The organism is Mycolicibacterium llatzerense, assembly GCF_000878195.1.
GTDB classification, from domain to species: Bacteria; Actinomycetota; Actinomycetes; order Mycobacteriales; family Mycobacteriaceae; genus Mycobacterium; species Mycobacterium llatzerense.
The window spans coordinates 157356-175210 of the sequence record NZ_JXST01000002.1 but is presented as its reverse complement, the minus strand read 5'-3'; the positions used below and the strand labels follow the sequence as shown (position 1 = coordinate 175210).

Below are 17855 nucleotides of genomic sequence, written 5' to 3'. Positions count from 1 at the left end.
TCACATCCTGAAAACGCCGTAGGACACAGGCTCGAGCGGAGCCTGCGCGACAACTGAAAGGGCCAGTCCCACCACGGTTCTGGTGTCGGCAGGGTCGATGACGCCGTCGTCCCAGAGCCGGGCCGTCGAGTAGTACGGGTTGCCCTGGTCCTCGTACTGCTGGCGGATCGGCGCCTTGATCGCCTCTTCCTCCTCCGGCGTCAGCTCACCGCGCACGGTGGCCAGCACCGAGGCGGCCTGTTCGCCACCCATCACCGAGATGCGCGCGTTGGGCCACATCCACAGGAACCGAGGGGAATACGCGCGGCCGCACATCGAGTAGTTCCCGGCGCCGTAGGAACCGCCGATGACGACGGTCAGCTTCGGCACGCGGGCACACGCGACGGCGGTGACCATCTTGGCGCCGTGCTTGGCGATGCCGCCGGCCTCGTAGTCGCGGCCCACCATGAAGCCGGAGATGTTCTGCAGGAACAGCAGCGGCACCGAACGCTTGTCACACAGCTCGATGAAATGTGCGCCCTTCTGGGCGGATTCGCCGAACAGCACGCCATTGTTGGCGATGATGCCCACCGGGTGGCCGTGGATGCGGGCGAAGCCGGTCACCAGCGTGGTGCCGTACTCGGCCTTGAATTCGGTGAATTCGCCGCCGTCGACGATGCGGGTGATCACCTCGTGCACGTCGTACGGCACCTTCGAGTCGATCGGCACGACGTCGTAGAGCTCGGTCTGATCGCAGACCGCGTCCACGGCCGGGGCGACGTCCCACGGCGTCTCCGAGCGCGGCCCGAACGTCGCGGCGATGCGGCGCACGATGCGCAGTGCGTCGCGGTCGTCGTGCGCCAGGTGGTCGGTGACCCCGGAAATCTTGGAGTGCAGGTCGCCACCGCCGAGGTCCTCGGCCGAAACCACCTCTCCGGTAGCGGCTTTCACCAGGGGCGGACCGCCCAGGAAGATGGTGCCCTGGTTGCGGACGATGACGGCCTCGTCGCTCATCGCGGGGACGTACGCACCACCGGCGGTGCAGGAGCCGAGCACCGCGGCGATCTGCGGGATGCCGCGCGCCGACATGTTGGCCTGGTTGAAGAAGATTCGGCCGAAGTGCTCGCGGTCGGGGAACACTTCGTCCTGGCGGGGCAGGAACGCGCCGCCGGAGTCCACCAGGTACACGCACGGCAGCTGGTTCTGGCTGGCGATCTCCTGTGCCCGCAGGTGCTTCTTGACCGTGATCGGGTAGTACGTGCCGCCTTTCACCGTCGCGTCGTTGGCGACGATCATGCATTCGCGGCCGGAGACGCGGCCGATGCCGGCGATCATCCCGGCGCCCGGGCATTCGTCGTCGTACATGCCGCCCGCGGCCAGCGGCGCGATCTCCAGGAACGGGCTGCCGGGATCGAGGAGTCCGTTGACCCGGTCGCGCGGCAGGAGCTTGCCGCGACCGACGTGGCGCTCACGTGAACGCTCCGATCCTCCGAGCGCGGCGGTGGCCAGCTTGTCCTTCAGATCAGCCACCAACGCCAGGTGCTGCTCGCGATGCGATACCCGTTGGGAAACGCTCGACGCCATCATCGCTCCATTCGGTTGAGTTAATGGCGAATAACCGAACGCGATGTTAGTCTTCATTAACTGAGTTGTCCAGACCGGGTTGGAGGTGTCGATGACGGCATCAGAGGCAGACGCCGAAACACCGCGCAGCCGCGCCAAATCCGACCGGCGCAGCCAACTCGTCGCCGCCGCCGAACGGCTCATCGCCGAACGCGGCTATCTGGCAGTCCGGCTCGAGGACATCGGCTCCGCGGCCGGCATCAGCGGACCCGCGATCTACCGGCACTTCCCCAACAAGGAAGCGCTCCTGGTGGAGCTGCTGGTCAGCGTCAGCGCCCGGTTGCACGCCGGCGGACGTGCCGTGGTCGCCGAATGCGACGATCCGGCCGACGCGTTGAGCGGCCTCATCGAGTTCCACCTCGACTTCGCCCTCAACGAATCCGATCTGATCCGCATCCAGGACCGCGACCTCAACAACCTGCCCGACGCCGCCAAGCGGCAGGTGCGCCGGTCGCAGCGCCAGTACGTCGAGATCTGGGTGGACGTGCTGCGCCGGCTCGACCCGTCCCGCAGCGAAGCCGACGCCCGAACCATGGCGCACGCCGCCTTCGGGCTGCTGAACTCGACCCCGCACAGTGTCACCGCGGGCGGCGCCCGCAAGCAGGAGGAATCCTCGCGCGCCGTGCTGCGCGCCATGACCGTCGCCGCGCTGGCCCCGCACCGCTGACCCGGCCCTCCGCAACGTCCCCGCGGCCCGGCGCGCGCCGCAGGTACCCTGCAAACATGAGGTGGCCATGACCGGATCGCGCGACGACGGGCTGGACGCCACCAGGAAACTCCCGGCCATGCAGACGGCCGGCTACCAGACCGACGCCTTCACCGATCCCTACGGTGTCGCCGCACCGCCGAAGGTCCGCCGCCACAAGTGGCTGTTCCCGCTGGCCGGAGCATTGCTGATCCTGGCTCTCTGCATGGTGATCGCAGTCGTCATCGTCAACAGTTCCGAGCAACAGACCCTGGTGGCGCCGCCGCCGCTGCCCGTGCCGACGCAGGACCCGATGTCGTCGTCGACGACCGCGACGACCACCACGACGCCCGAAAGCACCGAGCCCAGCGAAGCCGTCAGTCCCCCGGCCGCAGCCGCGCCATCGGATGCCGAAAGCGGTGACACCGAGGCCGTGCTGTACGCCGTGATCGGCAACGGCCGCGCCGTGAGCATCACCTACGTCGACACCGGCGGGGTGCTGCAGACGGAGTTCAATGTGGCACTGCCGTGGACCAAGGAAGTCCAGCTGAACCGGCCGGCGGCACGCTCGGCCAGCGTCAGCATCGTCAACGCCGGACGCGGCATCGCCTGCACCATCTCTGTCGACGGCACGCAGATTCAGCAGCGCGAAGGCGCCGGCCTCACGGTGTGCCGGCAGTCAGCCAAACGCGGCCGCGGGCACGGGCACTAGCGCCGGGCCGGCACCTTCACCAGCATCATGCCCACCAGTCCGATAGCCAGGACGGTGCACAGGCCACCCAGGCCCGCGCGGGTCGTCGCGAAAATGTCGATGAACATCGAGAACAACCACGGCGACAGCACATGCGCCGCCCGGCCGGTGGTGGTGTAGAGCCCGAAGGCGACGCCTTCCTTGCCGTCCGCGGAGATGCGCAACATCAGGTTCCGCGACGCCGACTGGGTGGGGCCGACGAACAGGCACAGCGTCAGACCACAGATCCAGAACGCCATCGGTCCGGACAGGAACATCAACGTGATGCCGACCGTCACCATCGCGGTCAACGAGGTGACGATGACGCGCTTGGAACCGATCCGGTCGTCGAGCATTCCGCCGAGCCCCGCGCCGAGCCCCGCGATGGTGAACGCAGCGGCGCCGAACAGCGGCACACTCGTCGGCGCCAGCCCGTAGACGCTGACCCCCACCACCGGACCGAAGATCGAGATGCCGGTCAGGCCGTCGCGGAAGACCGCGCTGGAGAGCAAGTAGTAGACGACGTTGCGGTCGCGCTTCCATTCGCCGACCACCTCGGTCCACAACCTGCGGTAGGCGCCGAAGAACCCGACGGCCGGGGTGCCGTCGTGCGGCGGTGACTTCACCGTCAGCAGTAGCGGCAGCGCGAAGACGACGAACCACGCCGCCGCCACCAGGACCGCGTACCGGTCCGGTTTGCCGTCCGCGTTCGGGATACCCAGGAGGCCGAGGGTGTCGCCGCTGCCGGCCTTGAACCCCACGAAGACCAGGAGCAGCAGTACGACGCTGCCGAAAAACCCTGCGGCCAAGCCGAATCCGGAGATCCGGCCGGAGGTCGTCGGCGTCGACAACTGCCGCAGCATGGCGTTGTACGGGACGGTCGCCAGATCCATGCACGCCGCGGTCGCGGCCAACAGGGCCAAGCCGATCCACAGGTAGTGGTAGTCGGGCTTGATGAACGTCATCGACGCCGTCAGCACCACCACGGCGCCCGTCAGCGCGGCGAGCGCCCGGCGCCGCCGGTACGCGGCATCGACCATCACGCCCGTCACCGGCGCCAGAAACGCCACCGCGATGCCGGCCACGAGCACTGCGCGCCCGAGCCAGCTCTCCGGCGTCGTCGAGCCGGGCAGCCCTTTGCCGACCTCTGAGATGAGGTAGATGTTGAAACCGAAGGTCGTCACGATCGCGTTCACGCCCGTGGCGCCGCTGTCCCACAGCGCCCAGGCAGCGACGCGACCCCGGCCGACGGGCGGGACGTGGCTGCTCAAGGCCCGTCGATTCGCTCGGCAAGCCTCGCTCATGCCGCCACTCTATTGGTCCCTACGATTGCACCCATGCCTGTACCCGCTCCCAGTCCCGACGCCCGCGCCGTCGTCACCGGCGCCTCTCAGAACATCGGTGAAGCGCTGGCCACCGAACTCGCCGCCCGCGGCCACCATCTGATCATCACGGCTCGTCGCGCCGAGGTGCTGGCCGAGGTCGCCCAGCGCATCACCGACCGGTACGGCGTCACCGTCGAGGTCCGGGCCTGCGACCTGACCGACCCGGCCGACCGCGACAAGCTCTGCGACGAGCTGGCCCAGCGCAACATCTCCATCCTGTGCGCCAACGCCGGTACCGCGACGTTCGGCACCGTCGCCGAGCTGCCCGTCGAGGGCGAGAAGGCGCAGGTGCAGCTCAACGTCCAGGGCGTGCACGACCTGGTGCTCGCTGTCCTGCCCGGCATGATCTCGCGTCACGGCGGCGGCATCCTGATCTCCGGTTCGGCCGCGGGCAACTCGCCCATCCCGAACAACGCGACCTACGCCGCGTCCAAGGCATTCGCCAACACCTTCAGCGAATCGCTGCGCGGTGAGCTCAAGCCGCACGGCGTCAACGTCACGCTGCTGGCGCCCGGACCGGTGCGCACCGAGCTGCCCGACCCGTCCGAGCAGTCACTGGTCGAGCGGCTGATCCCCGACTTCCTCTGGATCGACACCGAGTACACCGCCCGGGTCTCGCTGGACGGCCTGGAGCGCAACAAGATGCGCGTCGTGCCCGGTCTGACGTCCAAGGCCATGTCGGCCGCGAGCGGTTACGCCCCGCGCTCGATCGTCGCGCCGATCGTCGGCGCGGTCTACAAGAAGCTCGGCGGCTCGTAGGCCTTTACCGTCGGCGGGTCGTGCCGAACAGGCTGCGGGTGATCTCGCGGCCGGCCACGGTCGCCGCGGACCGCAGGAAGCTCTTGAAGGCGGTGCTCTGCAGCACCTCCGAGACCATGCCGGGCCCCTCGGCCTCGACCTCGACGCGGCCGGACGCGGTGAGGTCGGGCTCTTCGGCCGGCGCGGGAGCGGGTGCTGCCGGGTCGCCAGTCGGGGCGGCGCCACCAGCCGCCACCGGCTGCGCGGACAGATGCTCGTAGGCCGAGTCGCGGTCGACGGTGGCTCCGTACGTCGCTTGCAACGGACTGGCCTTGGCCGCCGCAGCGATGGCGTCGGGGCCGATCGTGCCCATCAGTGATCGCGGCGCCCGCAGGCGAGTCCAGGCCACCGGGGTCGGCGCACCGACCTCGGAGAGCACCGTGACAACCGCCTCACCGATCCCGAGCGACGTCAGCGCCGACTCCAGGTCGTAGACGGACGTCTTCGGGTAGGTCCGGACCGTCTTCGTCAGCGCCTTCTGGTCATCCGGGGTGAATGCCCGGATCGCGTGCTGAACGCGCGCGCCCAGCTGGCTGAGCACGTCGTTGGGGATGTCGGTGGGCAGCTGCGTGCAGAAGAAGACGCCGACGCCCTTGGAGCGGATCAGTTTCACCGTCTGCTCGACCTGGTCCAGGAACGCCTTCGACGCGTCGGCGAACAGCAGGTGCGCCTCGTCGAAGAAGAAGACCAGCTTCGGCTTGTCGGCGTCACCGATCTCCGGCAGCGTCGTGAACAGGTCGGCCAGCACCCACATCAGGAACGTCGAGAACAACACCGGCCGCGCGGCCTGGCTACCCAGCTCCAGCAGCGTGATGATGCCGCGCCCCTGCGGGTCCAGCCGCATCAGATCCTCGGGCTTGAGCTCGGGCAATCCGAAGAAGGTGTCGCCGCCCTCGGCCTCCAGGTTTATCAGCGCACGCAAGATGACGCCCGCCGTGGCGGGCGACACCGCGCCGAGCGCCTTGAGCTCCTCTTTGCCTTCATCACTGGTCAGGAACTGGATGACGCCACGCAAATCCTTCAGATCATCGAGCAGCAGGCGCTTCTGGTCTGCCCAGTGGAAGATCAGTCCGAGAGTCGACTCCTGGGTCTGGTTGAGCCCCAGCACTTTCGACAGCAGGATCGGCCCGAAGCTGGTGACGGTCGCGCGCACCGGGACGCCGACGCCCGTCGTCCCCAGGGACAGGAACTCGACGGGGAACGCGCTCGGCGTCCAGTCGTCGCCGGTGTCGGTGGCGCGCTGCGCGGTCTTGTCGTTGGCTGCGCCCGGCTGCGCGAGCCCCGACAGGTCGCCCTTGACGTCGGCCATCACGACGGGCACCCCGGCCGTCGACAGTTGCTCGGCGATGACCTGGAGCGTCTTGGTCTTGCCGGTGCCGGTCGCGCCGGCGATCAGGCCGTGGCGGTTGATGGTGGCCAGTGGAATCTTGACCTGAGCACTCGGGTCGACGGTCCCGTCGACGACGACCGCGCCCAGGTTCAGCGCCTGGCCGGTGACGGCGTAACCAGCGGCGATCTGCTGCGCGGGGGATGCATTCGATGCTGTCGTCATGCGCCTGACCATACTTCGTCGGATCCCTGGTGGCCGGGTATGGACACCCCGTTGATGGGCTGGGAATAGTCTGGAACACCGTGCGTGACGAACTTGTATGGATCGATTGCGAGATGACGGGGCTGGATCTCAAGTCCGACCGGCTCATCGAGATCGCGGCATTGGTCACCGACAGCGACCTGAACGTGCTGGGCGAAGGCGTGGACGTAGTGATCCACACCGACGATGCCGCACTCGACGGTATGGCTGACGTAGTGATGAAGATGCACACCCGCTCGGGCCTGATCAACGAGGTACGGACCTCCTCCGTAACCCTCGAAGAAGCCGAGCAGATGGTGCTGGACTACATCCGCAGCCACATCGGGCAGGCCAAAACCGCTCCCCTGGCCGGCAATTCGATTGCCACCGACCGCGGCTTCATCGCGCGGGACATGCCGCGCCTCGACGAGTTTCTGCACTACCGGATGATCGACGTCAGCTCGATCAAGGAACTGTGCCGCCGCTGGTACCCGCGCATCTACTTCGGGCAGCCGGACAAGGGTCTCGCGCACCGCGCACTGGCCGACATCCACGAGTCCATCCGCGAGTTGAAGTACTACCGCGGCACCGCGTTCGTGCCCGCACCCGGCCCGTCTACCAGCGAAATCGCCGCCGTCGCGGGCGAGCTGGGCCCGCCGACGAACGATTCGGCGGTAACCGATTCGGCTTAGCGAGCCGAAGGCGCTAATATCTACGACGCTGCTAGCGCCGAAAGGTCCGCAGCAATGGTGGCTGTAGTTCAGCTGGTAGAGCACCAGGTTGTGATCCTGGGTGTCGCGGGTTCAAGTCCCGTCAGCCACCCCGAGGTAGAACATCGCCTCACCTGCAAACGCGGGTGGGGCGATGTTTGTTTTCCGGGGGTCACCCGCCCTGCTGGCACAGTGGTGAACGTGGGTGACGCCGTTGAGTTGCGAGCAGTCTGTCTCGAAGGGCCCCGAGTTCGCCTGCGCAAAGCCCGAGACGGCGACGCCGAAGGCCTGATCGAAACACAGACCGACGAACGGGTGCGCCGGTATCTCGGCGGCCCGCGGCCCGTCAACGACGTTCGCGCCGTGCTCGAATCGGTCGGGGCGGCAACGCTATTGGAAGGCCCCGGCTGCTACATCGCGACGGCCGCGGATTCCGACGAAATGCTGGGGACAGTGACGCTGAGTCGCCGTCGCACCGACGTTCCCGGTCATCTGGACACCGGTGACGACGAGCTCGAGCTGAGCTATGTCTTCCGGCCGCACGCGTGGGGTCAGGGCTATGCGAGCGAAGCTGCACGGCTGCTGCTGGAGTACGCAGCCGGCGAGCTGGGCGACCAACCTGTCGTGATCGTCACCCAGACCGCCAACCGCGCCTCACTTCGACTGGCTGAGCGCCTCGGGTTCAGTGTTGTCGGGACTTTCGAGCAGTACGACGCCGAACAGGCGCTGGCGACCGCCCAGCTGGCCACGTTCCTACCCACCGAGGCTTAGGTTCAGCCGGGCAACTGGTCCAGGAAGCCGTGCACCGACCGGATACGGCCGTCCGCGTCCGTGGCCAGCACGTCGAACCCGACGATCGGCGGCTGCTCCCCCGCAGGGCCCAGACCCCATTGGAAGCGGGCCTGGTTGTGGTGGCTGTCGGGTCCACTGACGAGCGAGAAGACGAACCCGGGGAATTGGGTGTGCACCGCGCCGATCACGCCGGAAATGGCGTCACGACCGCTGACGTCGGCCATCGGATCGGTGTAGGACGCCTCAGGTGTCCAGTGGTCACCGAGCAGGGCGCTGCGCTCGGCGGGGTCGGTGGCATTCCACGTCTTCAGGTACGCGGTGACGATGTCGTTCATGCTGACCTCTTTCGCATCGGGGTTGGTCAGCTCAAAGCTTGGCCGCGTCCACGCGGCAAGTCGATTACGTCAGAGGTAACGATGTTCTGCCGCTTGGGTTTTCATCACCACCGCCGCCACAGCGCGTCGCCTGGGTCGGCGTTGACTCCGCGTCTACGGCGCAAAAGTTCGAGTACAGAACGCCGTGGACGCGGGATCAACGCAAGGGCCCAGCAATTCACCCGTGGATCGACCAGAAACGACGAAAGCCCCCTCCCGAAGGAGGGGGCTTTCGCTTCTGTGCGCCGTCAGGGTTTCGAACCCCGGACCCGCTGATTAAGAGTCAGCTGCTCTACCAACTGAGCTAACGGCGCGCGAGAGAGACCTTAACAGCCCGATGGCCGCAGGGTGAAATCGTATGGTCAGCGCCGTATTCGAGCCCCGCAACCAGGCTGCGCAACAGGACAAGATGGCTCAGTCGTCACTGCCACTGCCCACGGTCGTGTCCAACATCACACAGGACGACGGGGCAGCTTGGGCGCCACCACGGAAGTGCGCCGAATGCCACTGCGCCGCATGCCAACACAGCCCAATCCCGGCCGGCCAGTAGCCACGTAACACCTGTCACGACTTTGTATACAGCCATCATCGTCAATAGCGGCCATCGCTAGAAAGGCGGAGAAAATCAACTAGACCTGCAATTTTACGCCACGAGGCATGGGGACAGAGTTAGCTGAAACCGCGTATGATGGTGTAGAAATGTAGGTGACAACGCCTGAAGGGAGTTAGCTGATGACACCCATCGCCGTCGCCGCATACACAGCGCCCGATGCCGACGTTGTGTCAGCAGCCGACGACACCCTGGTCATCGTCTATAACTGCACCCGACTTGGCCGGGTCGCGAATCCGCCGCGCAGCTGGCTGCCAGGCTGGCTGACACCGCGTCGCGGGAACTAGAAAGTCGGGCTATCCGCGGATCTTGCGGATAACCACCACCAGCACGACAACGCCGAGTCCGGCGAACGATGCGATGACCGCCGGCTTGGAAGCAATCGCGATGGCCTTGGCCTTCGCGTCGTCAGCCAGGCGCTGGGGATTTGCCCGCTCGGCGAGAGCGTCCACCGTCAACGCCAACTGATCGCGTGCACGATCGATTTCCTGCTTGATCTGGTCAGGATTCCGGTCAGCCACTTCAGCCCTCCAGCTCGCGTTGCACCTTGGCGCTCTACCCTAGAGCAGCTTGCCGTAACAGCAACGCTTGGCCGACAGAAGGGACATCCCGGTGGCACCGACCCCGCGACTCGAAGTGGGCGCCAAAGCCCCCGCATTCAGCCTGCCCGACGCCGACGGCAACACCGTGAAGCTGTCGGACTACAAGGGCCGCAAGGTCATCGTCTACTTCTACCCGGCGGCGTCGACGCCGGGTTGCACCAAGCAGGCCTGCGATTTCCGCGACAGCCTGGCCGAACTCAACGAGGCCGGCCTCGACGTCATCGGCATATCCCCCGACAAGCCCGAGAAGCTCGCCAAGTTCCGCGACAACGAGGGCCTGACGTTCCCGCTGCTGTCGGACCCCGACCGCAAGGTGCTCACCGCCTACGGCGCCTTCGGAGAGAAGACGATGTACGGCAAGACCGTGCAGGGCGTCATCCGCTCGACGTTCCTCATCGACGAGCAGGGCAAGGTCGAGGTCGCGCAGTACAACGTCAAGGCGACGGGCCACGTGGCGAAGCTGCGACGGGACCTGTCCGTCTGACCATCCGCGTCATCGTCGGTTCCTGACTCGGCGAGCCCGAGCCAGGAGCCGCGTAGCGGCCCGCCCAACCACGTGTGACGGCCGCGTGGCCATTCGGACAATCGTTGTCTTTACCGGCGTTCCGCAAACAGCCGCAGATGTGTTCAGGTGCAAGACTTTTAGCGTGACGCACAACATTCACATCCGCACCGTCGACAGCAGCATTCGCTACCCCCAGGCACTGAGCTATGGCGAGAAGGACCAGATTCTCTGGGTCCAGATCGGCGACGACGCCGACCACTCAGACACCATCTACTTCAGCCCGTCCTACTGGCAGCAGTACTCCGTGGACCCCCACAGTGAAGACCCGCTCGATCTGGACTTCGACGAAGACGACGAGGACGAAGACGAAGACGACGACGAGTAGAGCTCCGGTGTGCCCGGGGGGACGACGTTTCGTGCCCCCGGCCACACCGGATCGGTGGGGTGACGACTTCGGTCACCCTGCCGCCCCTCTCTGGCACACTCAACCCGTGGCCGCGCCCGACGTCCGTTTCCGCCGCCTCGCCGAGCAGGTGGCCGACGATTTGCGCCGGCGCATCCTCAGCGGCGACCTCGCCGATGGCAGCGTGCTGCCCACGGAAGACGAACTGCTGGTCGAGTTCCCGATCAGTAAGCCCTCGCTGCGCGAGGCCATCCGAATCCTGGACGCCGAAGGGCTGCTCAGCGTGCGCCGCGGCAAGCTCGGCGGCTCGGTGGTGCACCGGCCCAGCGCGAGCAACGTGGCGTACACCATGGGTCTGGTACTCGGCGCGAATCAGGTGAGCCTCGGCGACGTCGGCTCCGCGCTGCAGCAGGTGGAGCCGGCCTGCGCGGCGTTGTGTGCGCAGCGCGCCGACCGCAAGAGCGAAGTGGTGCCGGTCCTTCGGCAGATCCACGCCGAGTCGGTCGAATCGGTCGAGGATCTGGTGCTGGTCACCTCCGCCAGTCGGCGCTTCCACGAGGCACTGGTGCGGCACTGCGGCAACGAGACGATGATCATCCTCGCCGGCGCACTGGAGGCGCTCTGGTCGTCGCATGAACTGAGCTGGTCACGGCAGTTCACCGATCACGCCAGCATTCCCGTGGACGAGCGCAGGGCCGCCCTGGAAGACCACCGCAAGCTCATCGACGCCATCGAGGCCGGTGACGCCGAACGGGCCCGTGAGCTCGCCGCGACCCACCTGCTGGATGCCCAGCACTATCCGGGTTCGGCCGGGGTGGTCGACCCCGCGATGGTGCGGACCCGCACCCGTTCTTCGTGAATCCTTGACAAGGTACGCGCTTATTTTCATATGATTTGAAGATGCGGCCGACGGAGGCGACCATCACGGCGATGACACCGGTCACGAGTTCGCCCGCCTTCACCGCCGAGGACGTCGCACGCTTCCATGCCAACGGCTGGTGGACCGACACCACGATCTCGGATGCCGTGCGCGCCAACGTCACTCGCACCCCCGACCGCACCGCGTACGTGGATCACCCGGACCGGTCGCTGACCTGGCGCGAATTCGACGCCGCGGCAACCGCTTTGGCCGGGCAGCTCGCCGGCGCGGGCGTCCGCCTCGGGGACCGGATCGCGGTGTGGCATGGCGACACCACGGCGATCCATGTGCTGTTCGTGGCGATCGAGCGGTGCGGCGCGGTGGTGGTCGGTGTCGGTGCGCGCGCCGGCATCCGCGAGGTGACGTCAATCCTGCAGAATGCGGAGCCACGGCTGCTGGTCACCGATCCCCCGCGCCAGGCTCAGGCCCACACCGTGGCCACTGCCATCGGTTGCCCGCTGCTGACATTGGACGAGTTGTCCGTCGGAACGGACCCGGCGGACCTGAGCCCCGATACACAACTCGGCCCCGACGACGTCTTCCTCATCAACTCGACGTCGGGCACCACCGGTCTGCCCAAGTGTGTCGTGCACACGCAGAACCGTTGGTATTACTTCCATCAACAGGCGGTCGCCAACGGCCTACTGACCTCCGATGACGTGTTCCTGCCGGTGATCCCGACCCCGTTCGGCTTCGGACTGTGGACCACTCACATCACCCCGATCCTGTTGGGTACCACCAACGTGCTGCTGGACCGCTTCACTGTCGCGGCGGCGTGCGCGGCCATCGAACGCCACAAGGTCACCGTGTTGTGTTGTGTCAGTACCCAATTGACCATGATCATGGCCGACCCGGTGGCCCGCGACTACGATCTGAGTTCACTGCGGGTGGTGTTCACCGGCGGCGAGGCGCTGCCCTACCGCCCCGCCCATGAATTCGAAAAGCTCACCGGGGCAACGATTCTGCAGTTCTACGGCTCCAACGAGACAGGCCTGCTCAGCGGCACCACGGTGCACGACTCGCTGGAACACCGGCTGCGCACCGGCGGCCGGATCGTCGCGGACATGGCCGTCCGCCTCTTCGACGGTGACACCGACGTCACCGACACCGGCCGGGGCCAGCCCGCGTGCCGCGGCCCGGCGACCAGTCTCGGCTACCTGGGCGGCACCGACCACGACAAGCTGTTCACCGCCGACGGCTGGATGCGGATGGGCGACATCTGCGAGATCGACACCGACGGCTACCTGCGGGTGACGGGCCGAACCTCCGACTTCATCGTGCGCGGCGGCAAGAACATCAGCGCCGCCCAGGTCGAGGACGTCGTCACCACCCATCCGGCGGTCGGGCTGGCCGCGGCGGTGGCCATGCCCGATCCGGTGTTCGGCGAAAAGGTCTGCGTCTACGTCGAATTCATCGGCTCGGCGACTCTGGACCTCGACGAACTGTGCGCGCACCTGCTGGCCCAGGACGTCTCGAAGGAATTGCTGCCCGAACGGTTGATCGTGGTCGACGAACTGCCGCGGTCCTCGGGCGGAAAGGTCGCCAAAGGCCAACTGCGCGAAGATATTCGAACCCGAATGGGAGACGGACATGACCGCAGCTGAAAAACCGCGCCGCGGCGGACTCGAAGTCTGGGCGCCCTCGGTGACGCCGCCGATCGGCGTCGACCTCACCGACGAACAGGCCATGGCCATCGCGTTCCGGCACCTCGCGAGCATCGGCTTCGCCGAGAACCTGGCCGGGCACATCACCTTTCAGCCCGACGGCCAGACGGACATGTACGTCAACCCGTGGGGCCTGTGGTGGCAGGAGGTCTCCGCCTCCGACATCTGCGTCGTCGACGAAGACGCCCGCGTGCAGCGGGGCCGCTGGGACGTCACCCCGGCCATCCACATCCACACCGAACTACACCGTGCCCGCCCGGATGCGCGCGTGGTAATCCACAACCACCCCTACTACGTGTGCGTGCTCGCGGCGCTGGGACGGCTGCCGGAGCTGGTGCACCAGACCGGATCGCTGTTCCTGGACGACCTCTGCCTGGTCGACGAGTACGACGGTGAGGTCGACAGTGCCTCGCGCGCAGCCGAATTGGCCGCCCGGATCGGAAACGCGAACGTGACCATCCTGGCCAACCACGGCGTCATCGCCACCGGCCGCAACCTGGCCGAGGCCGTGTACCGGGCGGCCTCCATCGAACGGGTCTGCAAGCTGGCCTATGACGTCATGCTCACAGGGCTGAAGCCGACCGAGATGAAATGGTCCGACATGGTCGGGATGAAGGCCTCCCTGATCGAGCGCGCGGCCGACGTGTACTGGGCCGGCGCTGCCCGCATGACCATCAAATCCGATCCGTCCGTTCTGCAGTAAAGGTGTTGGTACGACATGAAATCCATTGACGATCTGGCCACCAACCTCGACTTCACCGTCGCCAAGACCGGCGAGGACCGCACCGTCACACTGCTGCCCGACCCGCCGCGTGCCCCGCGCCGGTACACCGTGATCTCGGTCGACGACCACATCGTCGAGCCGCCCGACACGTTCACCGGACGGCTGCCCAGCAAGTTCGCCGACCGGGCGCCGCGGGTCGTCGACACCGCGGGCGGCGGCCAGACCTGGGTGTACGACGGCCAGGAACTGCCCAACGTCGGCTTCAACGCCGTCGTCGGCCGGCCGGTCTCCGAGTACGGTTTCGAGCCGGTCCGGTTCGACGAGATGCGCCGGGGCGCTTGGGATATCCACGAACGCGTCCGCGACATGGACCTCAACGGGGTGTACGCCTCGCTGAACTTCCCGTCGTTCCTGCCCGGATTCGCCGGTCAGCGGCTGCAGCAAGTCACCACCGACCGCGAGCTGGCGATGGCCTCGGTGCGGGCCTGGAACGACTGGCACTTCGACGTGTGGGCCGGCTCGTACCCGGACCGGATCATCCCCTGCCAGCTGCCGTGGCTGCTGGACCCCGAAGTGGGCGCCAAGATGATCTACGAGAACGCCGAACGCGGCTTCCACGCCATGACTTTCAGTGAGAACCCGGCGATGCTGGGGCTGCCGACCATCCACTCGGGTTACTGGGATCCGATGATGGCGGCCTGCGCCGAGACCGGCACCGTCGTCAACCTGCACATCGGATCGTCGGGCTCCTCCCCCTCCACCACCCCGGACGCGCCGCCGGACGTGCAGGGCGTGCTGTTCTTCGCCTACGCCATCTCAGCGGCGGTGGACTGGTTGTATTCCGGTCTGCCCAGCCGGTTCCCCGACCTCAAGATCTGTCTGTCCGAGGGCGGCATCGGCTGGGTCGCCGGACTGCTGGACCGGCTGGACCACATGCTCAGCTACCACTCGATGTACGGCACCTGGGAGCGCCTCGGCGAAAAGCTCACTCCGGCCGAGGTTTTCACCCGCAACTTCTGGTTCTGCGCGGTGGAAGACCAGTCGTCGTTCGTGCAGCGGGACCGCATCGGCGTGGACAACATCATGCTCGAGGCCGACTACCCGCACTGCGACTCGACCTGGCCGCACACGCAGGCGACCATCCACGAGGAGATCGGCACGCTGCCCGCCGATGTGATCCGAAAGATCACCTGGGAGAACGCCTCACGGCTCTACCAGCACCCGGTGCCCGAGTCGGTTCAGCGCGATCCCGAGTCGTTCTGACCGAGCGCACCCAGTAGCAGCGCCTCGGAGACCGCGGCTTTCTCCAGCACGCCGAGGTGCAGGCTCTCGTTGATGCTGTGTGCCTGGGTGCCGGGGTCCTCGACGCCGGTCACCAAAATCGTTGCGTCGGGGAAAGTCTCGGCGAACTCGGCGATGAACGGGATCGAGCCGCCCATGCCCATGTCGACCGGCACGGTCCCCCACGCCTGCGCGAACGCCGAGCGGGCCGCGTCGTACACCGGGCCGCTGGCCTCGATCGCGTAGGGCTGCCCGACGTCACCGGGCGTCACCGTGACCTTGGCGCCCCAGGGGGCGTGGCTCTCCAGGTGACGGGTCAGGGCCGCCAGATGGGCCAGGGCGTCGCCACCCGGGGCGACCCGCATGCTGATCTTCGCCCGGGCACATGGGATCAACGTGTTCGACGCCTTGGCGATCGAGGTGGTGTCGATGCCGATGACGGTGATGGCCGGCTTGGCCCAAAGTCGCTGCACCACAGAGCCGGAACCGATCTGCTGCACACCGTCGAGCAGACCGGTCTCGGTGGCCACCCAGTCCGGGCCACGGTCCACGTCGGCCGCGGTGCCCTCGTAGAGGCCCTCGACCGCGACGTTGCCGTCGTCGTCGTGCAGCGTCGCCAACAACCGCACCAGGGCGCTCAACGCGTCGGGCACCACCCCACCCCACAGTCCGGAGTGCAGGCCGTGATCCAGCGTCGCGACCTCGACGACGCAGTCCGCCAGGCCCCGCAACGAGACCGTCAGCGCCGGGATTTCGGTGCTCCAGTTGTCCGAATCGGCGATGACGATGACGTCGGCGGCCAGCAGGTCCTTGTGCGCGCTCAACAATGCCCCGAGCGACGGCGAGCCCGATTCCTCTTCGCCCTCGACGAAAACGGTCACGCCGACGGGCGGGTTGCCGCCGTGCGCCCGCATGGCGGCCAGGTGCACGGCGATGCCGGCCTTGTCGTCGGCGCTGCCGCGGCCGTAGAGGCGGCCGTCGCGCTCGGTCGGTTCGAAGGGCGCCGAGTCCCACTGAGTGACGTCGCCTTCGGGCTGCACGTCGTGGTGCGCGTACAGCAGCACGGTCGGGGCGCCTTCCGGCGCCGGATGACGGGCGATCACCGCCGGAGCCCCGCCCTCCTGGACGATGTGCACTTCCCGGAAACCCGCATCGGACAACAGCTTTGCGGTCAGTGCGGCACTGCGATGTACCTCGCTGTGCCGGGCCGGGTCGGCCCATACCGACTGGATGCGGATCAGGTCCTCCAGGTCGGCACGCACCGACGGCAGCACCTCACGGACGCGGGCGACGAGATCAGCCATGACGTCGAGCGTAGTGCGCGCCCTCACCAACCGGCGTATCGTCACCGCATGCCGTCGATGGGTCATCTGTTGGCGTTCGGGCTGATCTCGTTCTTGGTGATCGTGGTACCCGGCCCGAGCGTCCTGTTCACCGTTGGCCGAGCGCTGACGGTCGGACGGCGCCAGGCGTTGCTGACAGTGGCCGGCAATGCGATGGGCGCCTATGTGCAGATCCTCGCCGTGGCCCTGGGCGCCGGTGCACTCATCTACGCTTCGGCGCTGGCCTTCGGCATCATCAAATCGATCGGTGTCGCATACCTGATTTATCTTGGCGTCCAAGCCATCCGGCATCGGCACGCCCTCGGCGAGGCGCTCACGGGTGGCACGTCCTCGATCCGGCCGCTCCGGGTGCTTGCCGACGGCTTCGTCGTCGGAATGACCAATCCCAAGACGATCGTGTTTTTCGTCGCGGCACTACCACAGGTGGTCGACCCCGCCGCCGGGCACGTATCGACTCAGATGCTCATCTTGGGTGTCGTGTTCCTCGCCATCGCGGTGACCTCTGACAGCATTTGGGCTTTGGCGGCCGGGCTGGCCCGAGACTGGTTCGCGCAGTCGCCGCGGCGCATCGCGGCCATCGGCGGTGCCGGCGGCCTGGCCATGGTCGGCCTCGGTGTCAGCCTCGCGGTCACGGGCCGCAAAGACTGACCGACCGCTCCCGCTGGGGAGCAGACGTGAATGCCCCCGAAATCTGCTGATTCCAGGGGCATTCACGGCTGCTCGCGCCGAGAAGAACTAGTCCTGCTCGAGGACCGCGACGGCCGCTGCGGTGTCGCCTTCGTGGGTCAGCGACACGTGGATGGCCACGCCCTTGAGGTGCTCGGCGATCTCGCCGGACAGCCGCACCTTGGGCCGGCCCCACATGTCGGTGACGACCTCGATGTCGCGGTGGATGCCCTCGGGCAGCACCGGACGCTTCGAGAACCGCGAGCCCGACCACGCCTTGATCACGGCCTCCTTGGCGGCCCAGCGGGCTGCCAGGTGCCGTGCCGCCGACGAACTCTTGTCGGCGGCGTCACGGCGTTCACCTGGGGTGAATGTCTCCGCGAAGACGGTGCCCGGTTGGTCGACCTGCTCGGCGAAATCCGGAATCGAGACCAGGTCGATGCCCACACCCAGGATGCTCATGGGCAACAACCTAGCGGACCCAATCCCGAT

General features: G+C 67.1%; 20 protein-coding genes and 2 tRNA genes. 14 read left to right on the top strand and 8 right to left on the bottom strand.

The window, feature by feature from the left end:
- A complete protein-coding gene (locus TL10_RS02115; RefSeq protein ID WP_043984375.1) occupies nt 1–1563 on the bottom strand; it encodes a carboxyl transferase domain-containing protein in 1563 nt (520 codons plus the stop codon).
- Between the two features lie 91 nt (nt 1564–1654).
- Between TL10_RS02115 and TL10_RS02110 the strand changes: the two genes are divergently transcribed.
- Both TL10_RS02110 and TL10_RS02105 read left to right on the top strand, forming a co-directional pair.
- Nucleotides 1655–2269: an SACE_7040 family transcriptional regulator gene (locus TL10_RS02110; protein ID WP_043394648.1), complete on the top strand. Its 615-nt coding sequence runs from the start codon at nt 1655–1657 to the stop codon at nt 2267–2269.
- Between the two features lie 67 nt (nt 2270–2336).
- Complete coding sequence (locus TL10_RS02105; protein WP_131630662.1) at nt 2337–2999, top strand: MmpS family transport accessory protein; 663 nt, start codon at nt 2337–2339, stop codon at nt 2997–2999.
- On the opposite strand, the gene TL10_RS02100 is transcribed toward TL10_RS02105, so the two are convergent.
- A complete protein-coding gene (locus tag TL10_RS02100; RefSeq protein ID WP_043984326.1) occupies nt 2996–4321 on the bottom strand; it encodes an MFS transporter in 1326 nt (441 codons plus the stop codon). The genes TL10_RS02105 and TL10_RS02100 overlap by 4 nt on opposite strands.
- A gap of 33 nt (nt 4322–4354) precedes the next feature.
- Here TL10_RS02100 and cmrA point away from each other — a divergent pair, with 33 nt between their 5' ends.
- The gene (gene cmrA / locus TL10_RS02095; RefSeq protein WP_043394393.1) at nt 4355–5161 is read left to right on the top strand and encodes a mycolate reductase; all 807 of its coding nucleotides are present in this window, start codon (nt 4355–4357) and stop codon (nt 5159–5161) included.
- 4 nt (nt 5162–5165) lie between these two features.
- On the opposite strand, the gene TL10_RS02090 is transcribed toward cmrA, so the two are convergent.
- Nucleotides 5166–6752, bottom strand: a complete 1587-nt coding sequence (locus TL10_RS02090) for a helicase HerA-like domain-containing protein (RefSeq protein WP_043984325.1) — start codon at nt 6750–6752, stop codon at nt 5166–5168.
- Between the two features lie 80 nt (nt 6753–6832).
- Here TL10_RS02090 and orn point away from each other — a divergent pair, with 80 nt between their 5' ends.
- The 3 genes from orn to TL10_RS02075 all read left to right on the top strand — a co-directional run bounded on the left by orn (nt 6833) and on the right by TL10_RS02075 (nt 8251).
- Nucleotides 6833–7462: an oligoribonuclease gene (orn, locus tag TL10_RS02085; RefSeq protein WP_043984324.1), complete on the top strand. Its 630-nt coding sequence runs from the start codon at nt 6833–6835 to the stop codon at nt 7460–7462.
- A 57-nt stretch (nt 7463–7519) separates the two neighbouring features.
- Nucleotides 7520–7592, top strand: a tRNA-His gene (locus TL10_RS02080).
- 89 nt (nt 7593–7681) lie between these two features.
- Nucleotides 7682–8251: a GNAT family N-acetyltransferase gene (locus TL10_RS02075; protein ID WP_157850343.1), complete on the top strand. Its 570-nt coding sequence runs from the start codon at nt 7682–7684 to the stop codon at nt 8249–8251.
- 2 nt (nt 8252–8253) lie between these two features.
- On the opposite strand, the gene TL10_RS02070 is transcribed toward TL10_RS02075, so the two are convergent.
- Nucleotides 8254–8607: a nuclear transport factor 2 family protein gene (locus TL10_RS02070; RefSeq protein WP_043984322.1), complete on the bottom strand. Its 354-nt coding sequence runs from the start codon at nt 8605–8607 to the stop codon at nt 8254–8256.
- A gap of 280 nt (nt 8608–8887) precedes the next feature.
- Nucleotides 8888–8960: transfer RNA gene (locus tag TL10_RS02065), tRNA-Lys, on the bottom strand.
- Between the two features lie 418 nt (nt 8961–9378).
- Here TL10_RS02065 and TL10_RS31135 point away from each other — a divergent pair.
- Nucleotides 9379–9543: a hypothetical protein gene (locus tag TL10_RS31135; RefSeq protein WP_157850342.1), complete on the top strand. Its 165-nt coding sequence runs from the start codon at nt 9379–9381 to the stop codon at nt 9541–9543.
- 9 nt (nt 9544–9552) lie between these two features.
- Here TL10_RS31135 and TL10_RS02060 read toward each other — a convergent pair whose 3' ends face one another.
- Nucleotides 9553–9777, bottom strand: a complete 225-nt coding sequence (locus TL10_RS02060) for a DUF3618 domain-containing protein (protein WP_043394403.1) — start codon at nt 9775–9777, stop codon at nt 9553–9555.
- Between the two features lie 91 nt (nt 9778–9868).
- On the opposite strand from TL10_RS02060, the gene bcp reads away from it, so the two are divergent.
- The 6 genes from bcp to TL10_RS02030 all read left to right on the top strand — a co-directional run bounded on the left by bcp (nt 9869) and on the right by TL10_RS02030 (nt 15336).
- Nucleotides 9869–10342, top strand: a complete 474-nt coding sequence (bcp, locus tag TL10_RS02055) for a thioredoxin-dependent thiol peroxidase (RefSeq protein ID WP_043394404.1) — start codon at nt 9869–9871, stop codon at nt 10340–10342.
- Between the two features lie 163 nt (nt 10343–10505).
- On the top strand, nt 10506–10748 hold the full coding sequence (locus tag TL10_RS02050; RefSeq protein ID WP_043984321.1) for a hypothetical protein: 243 nt from the start codon (nt 10506–10508) through the stop codon (nt 10746–10748).
- Nucleotides 10749–10854: 106 nt separating this feature from the next.
- The gene (locus TL10_RS02045) at nt 10855–11625 is read left to right on the top strand and encodes a FadR/GntR family transcriptional regulator (protein WP_043984320.1); all 771 of its coding nucleotides are present in this window, start codon (nt 10855–10857) and stop codon (nt 11623–11625) included.
- 41 nt (nt 11626–11666) lie between these two features.
- Nucleotides 11667–13289, top strand: coding sequence for a class I adenylate-forming enzyme family protein (locus TL10_RS02040; protein ID WP_192830162.1), 1623 nt, complete (start codon nt 11667–11669; stop codon nt 13287–13289).
- Nucleotides 13276–14052, top strand: a complete 777-nt coding sequence (locus tag TL10_RS02035) for a class II aldolase/adducin family protein (protein ID WP_192830161.1) — start codon at nt 13276–13278, stop codon at nt 14050–14052. Before TL10_RS02040 ends, TL10_RS02035 begins: the two co-directional genes overlap by 14 nt.
- Nucleotides 14053–14067: 15 nt before the next feature.
- Entirely contained in the window at nt 14068–15336 is a 1269-nt protein-coding gene (locus tag TL10_RS02030; protein ID WP_043984319.1) for an amidohydrolase family protein, read from the top strand.
- On the opposite strand, the gene TL10_RS02025 is transcribed toward TL10_RS02030, so the two are convergent.
- Nucleotides 15312–16658: a dipeptidase gene (locus TL10_RS02025; RefSeq protein ID WP_043984318.1), complete on the bottom strand. Its 1347-nt coding sequence runs from the start codon at nt 16656–16658 to the stop codon at nt 15312–15314. The genes TL10_RS02030 and TL10_RS02025 overlap by 25 nt on opposite strands.
- A 48-nt stretch (nt 16659–16706) precedes the next feature.
- On the opposite strand from TL10_RS02025, the gene TL10_RS02020 reads away from it, so the two are divergent.
- A complete protein-coding gene (locus TL10_RS02020) occupies nt 16707–17345 on the top strand; it encodes a LysE family translocator (protein ID WP_043984317.1) in 639 nt (212 codons plus the stop codon).
- Nucleotides 17346–17432: 87 nt separating this feature from the next.
- On the opposite strand, the gene acpS is transcribed toward TL10_RS02020, so the two are convergent.
- Complete coding sequence (gene acpS / locus TL10_RS02015) at nt 17433–17825, bottom strand: holo-ACP synthase AcpS (protein ID WP_020102278.1); 393 nt, start codon at nt 17823–17825, stop codon at nt 17433–17435.
- Nucleotides 17826–17855 lie beyond the last annotated feature (30 nt).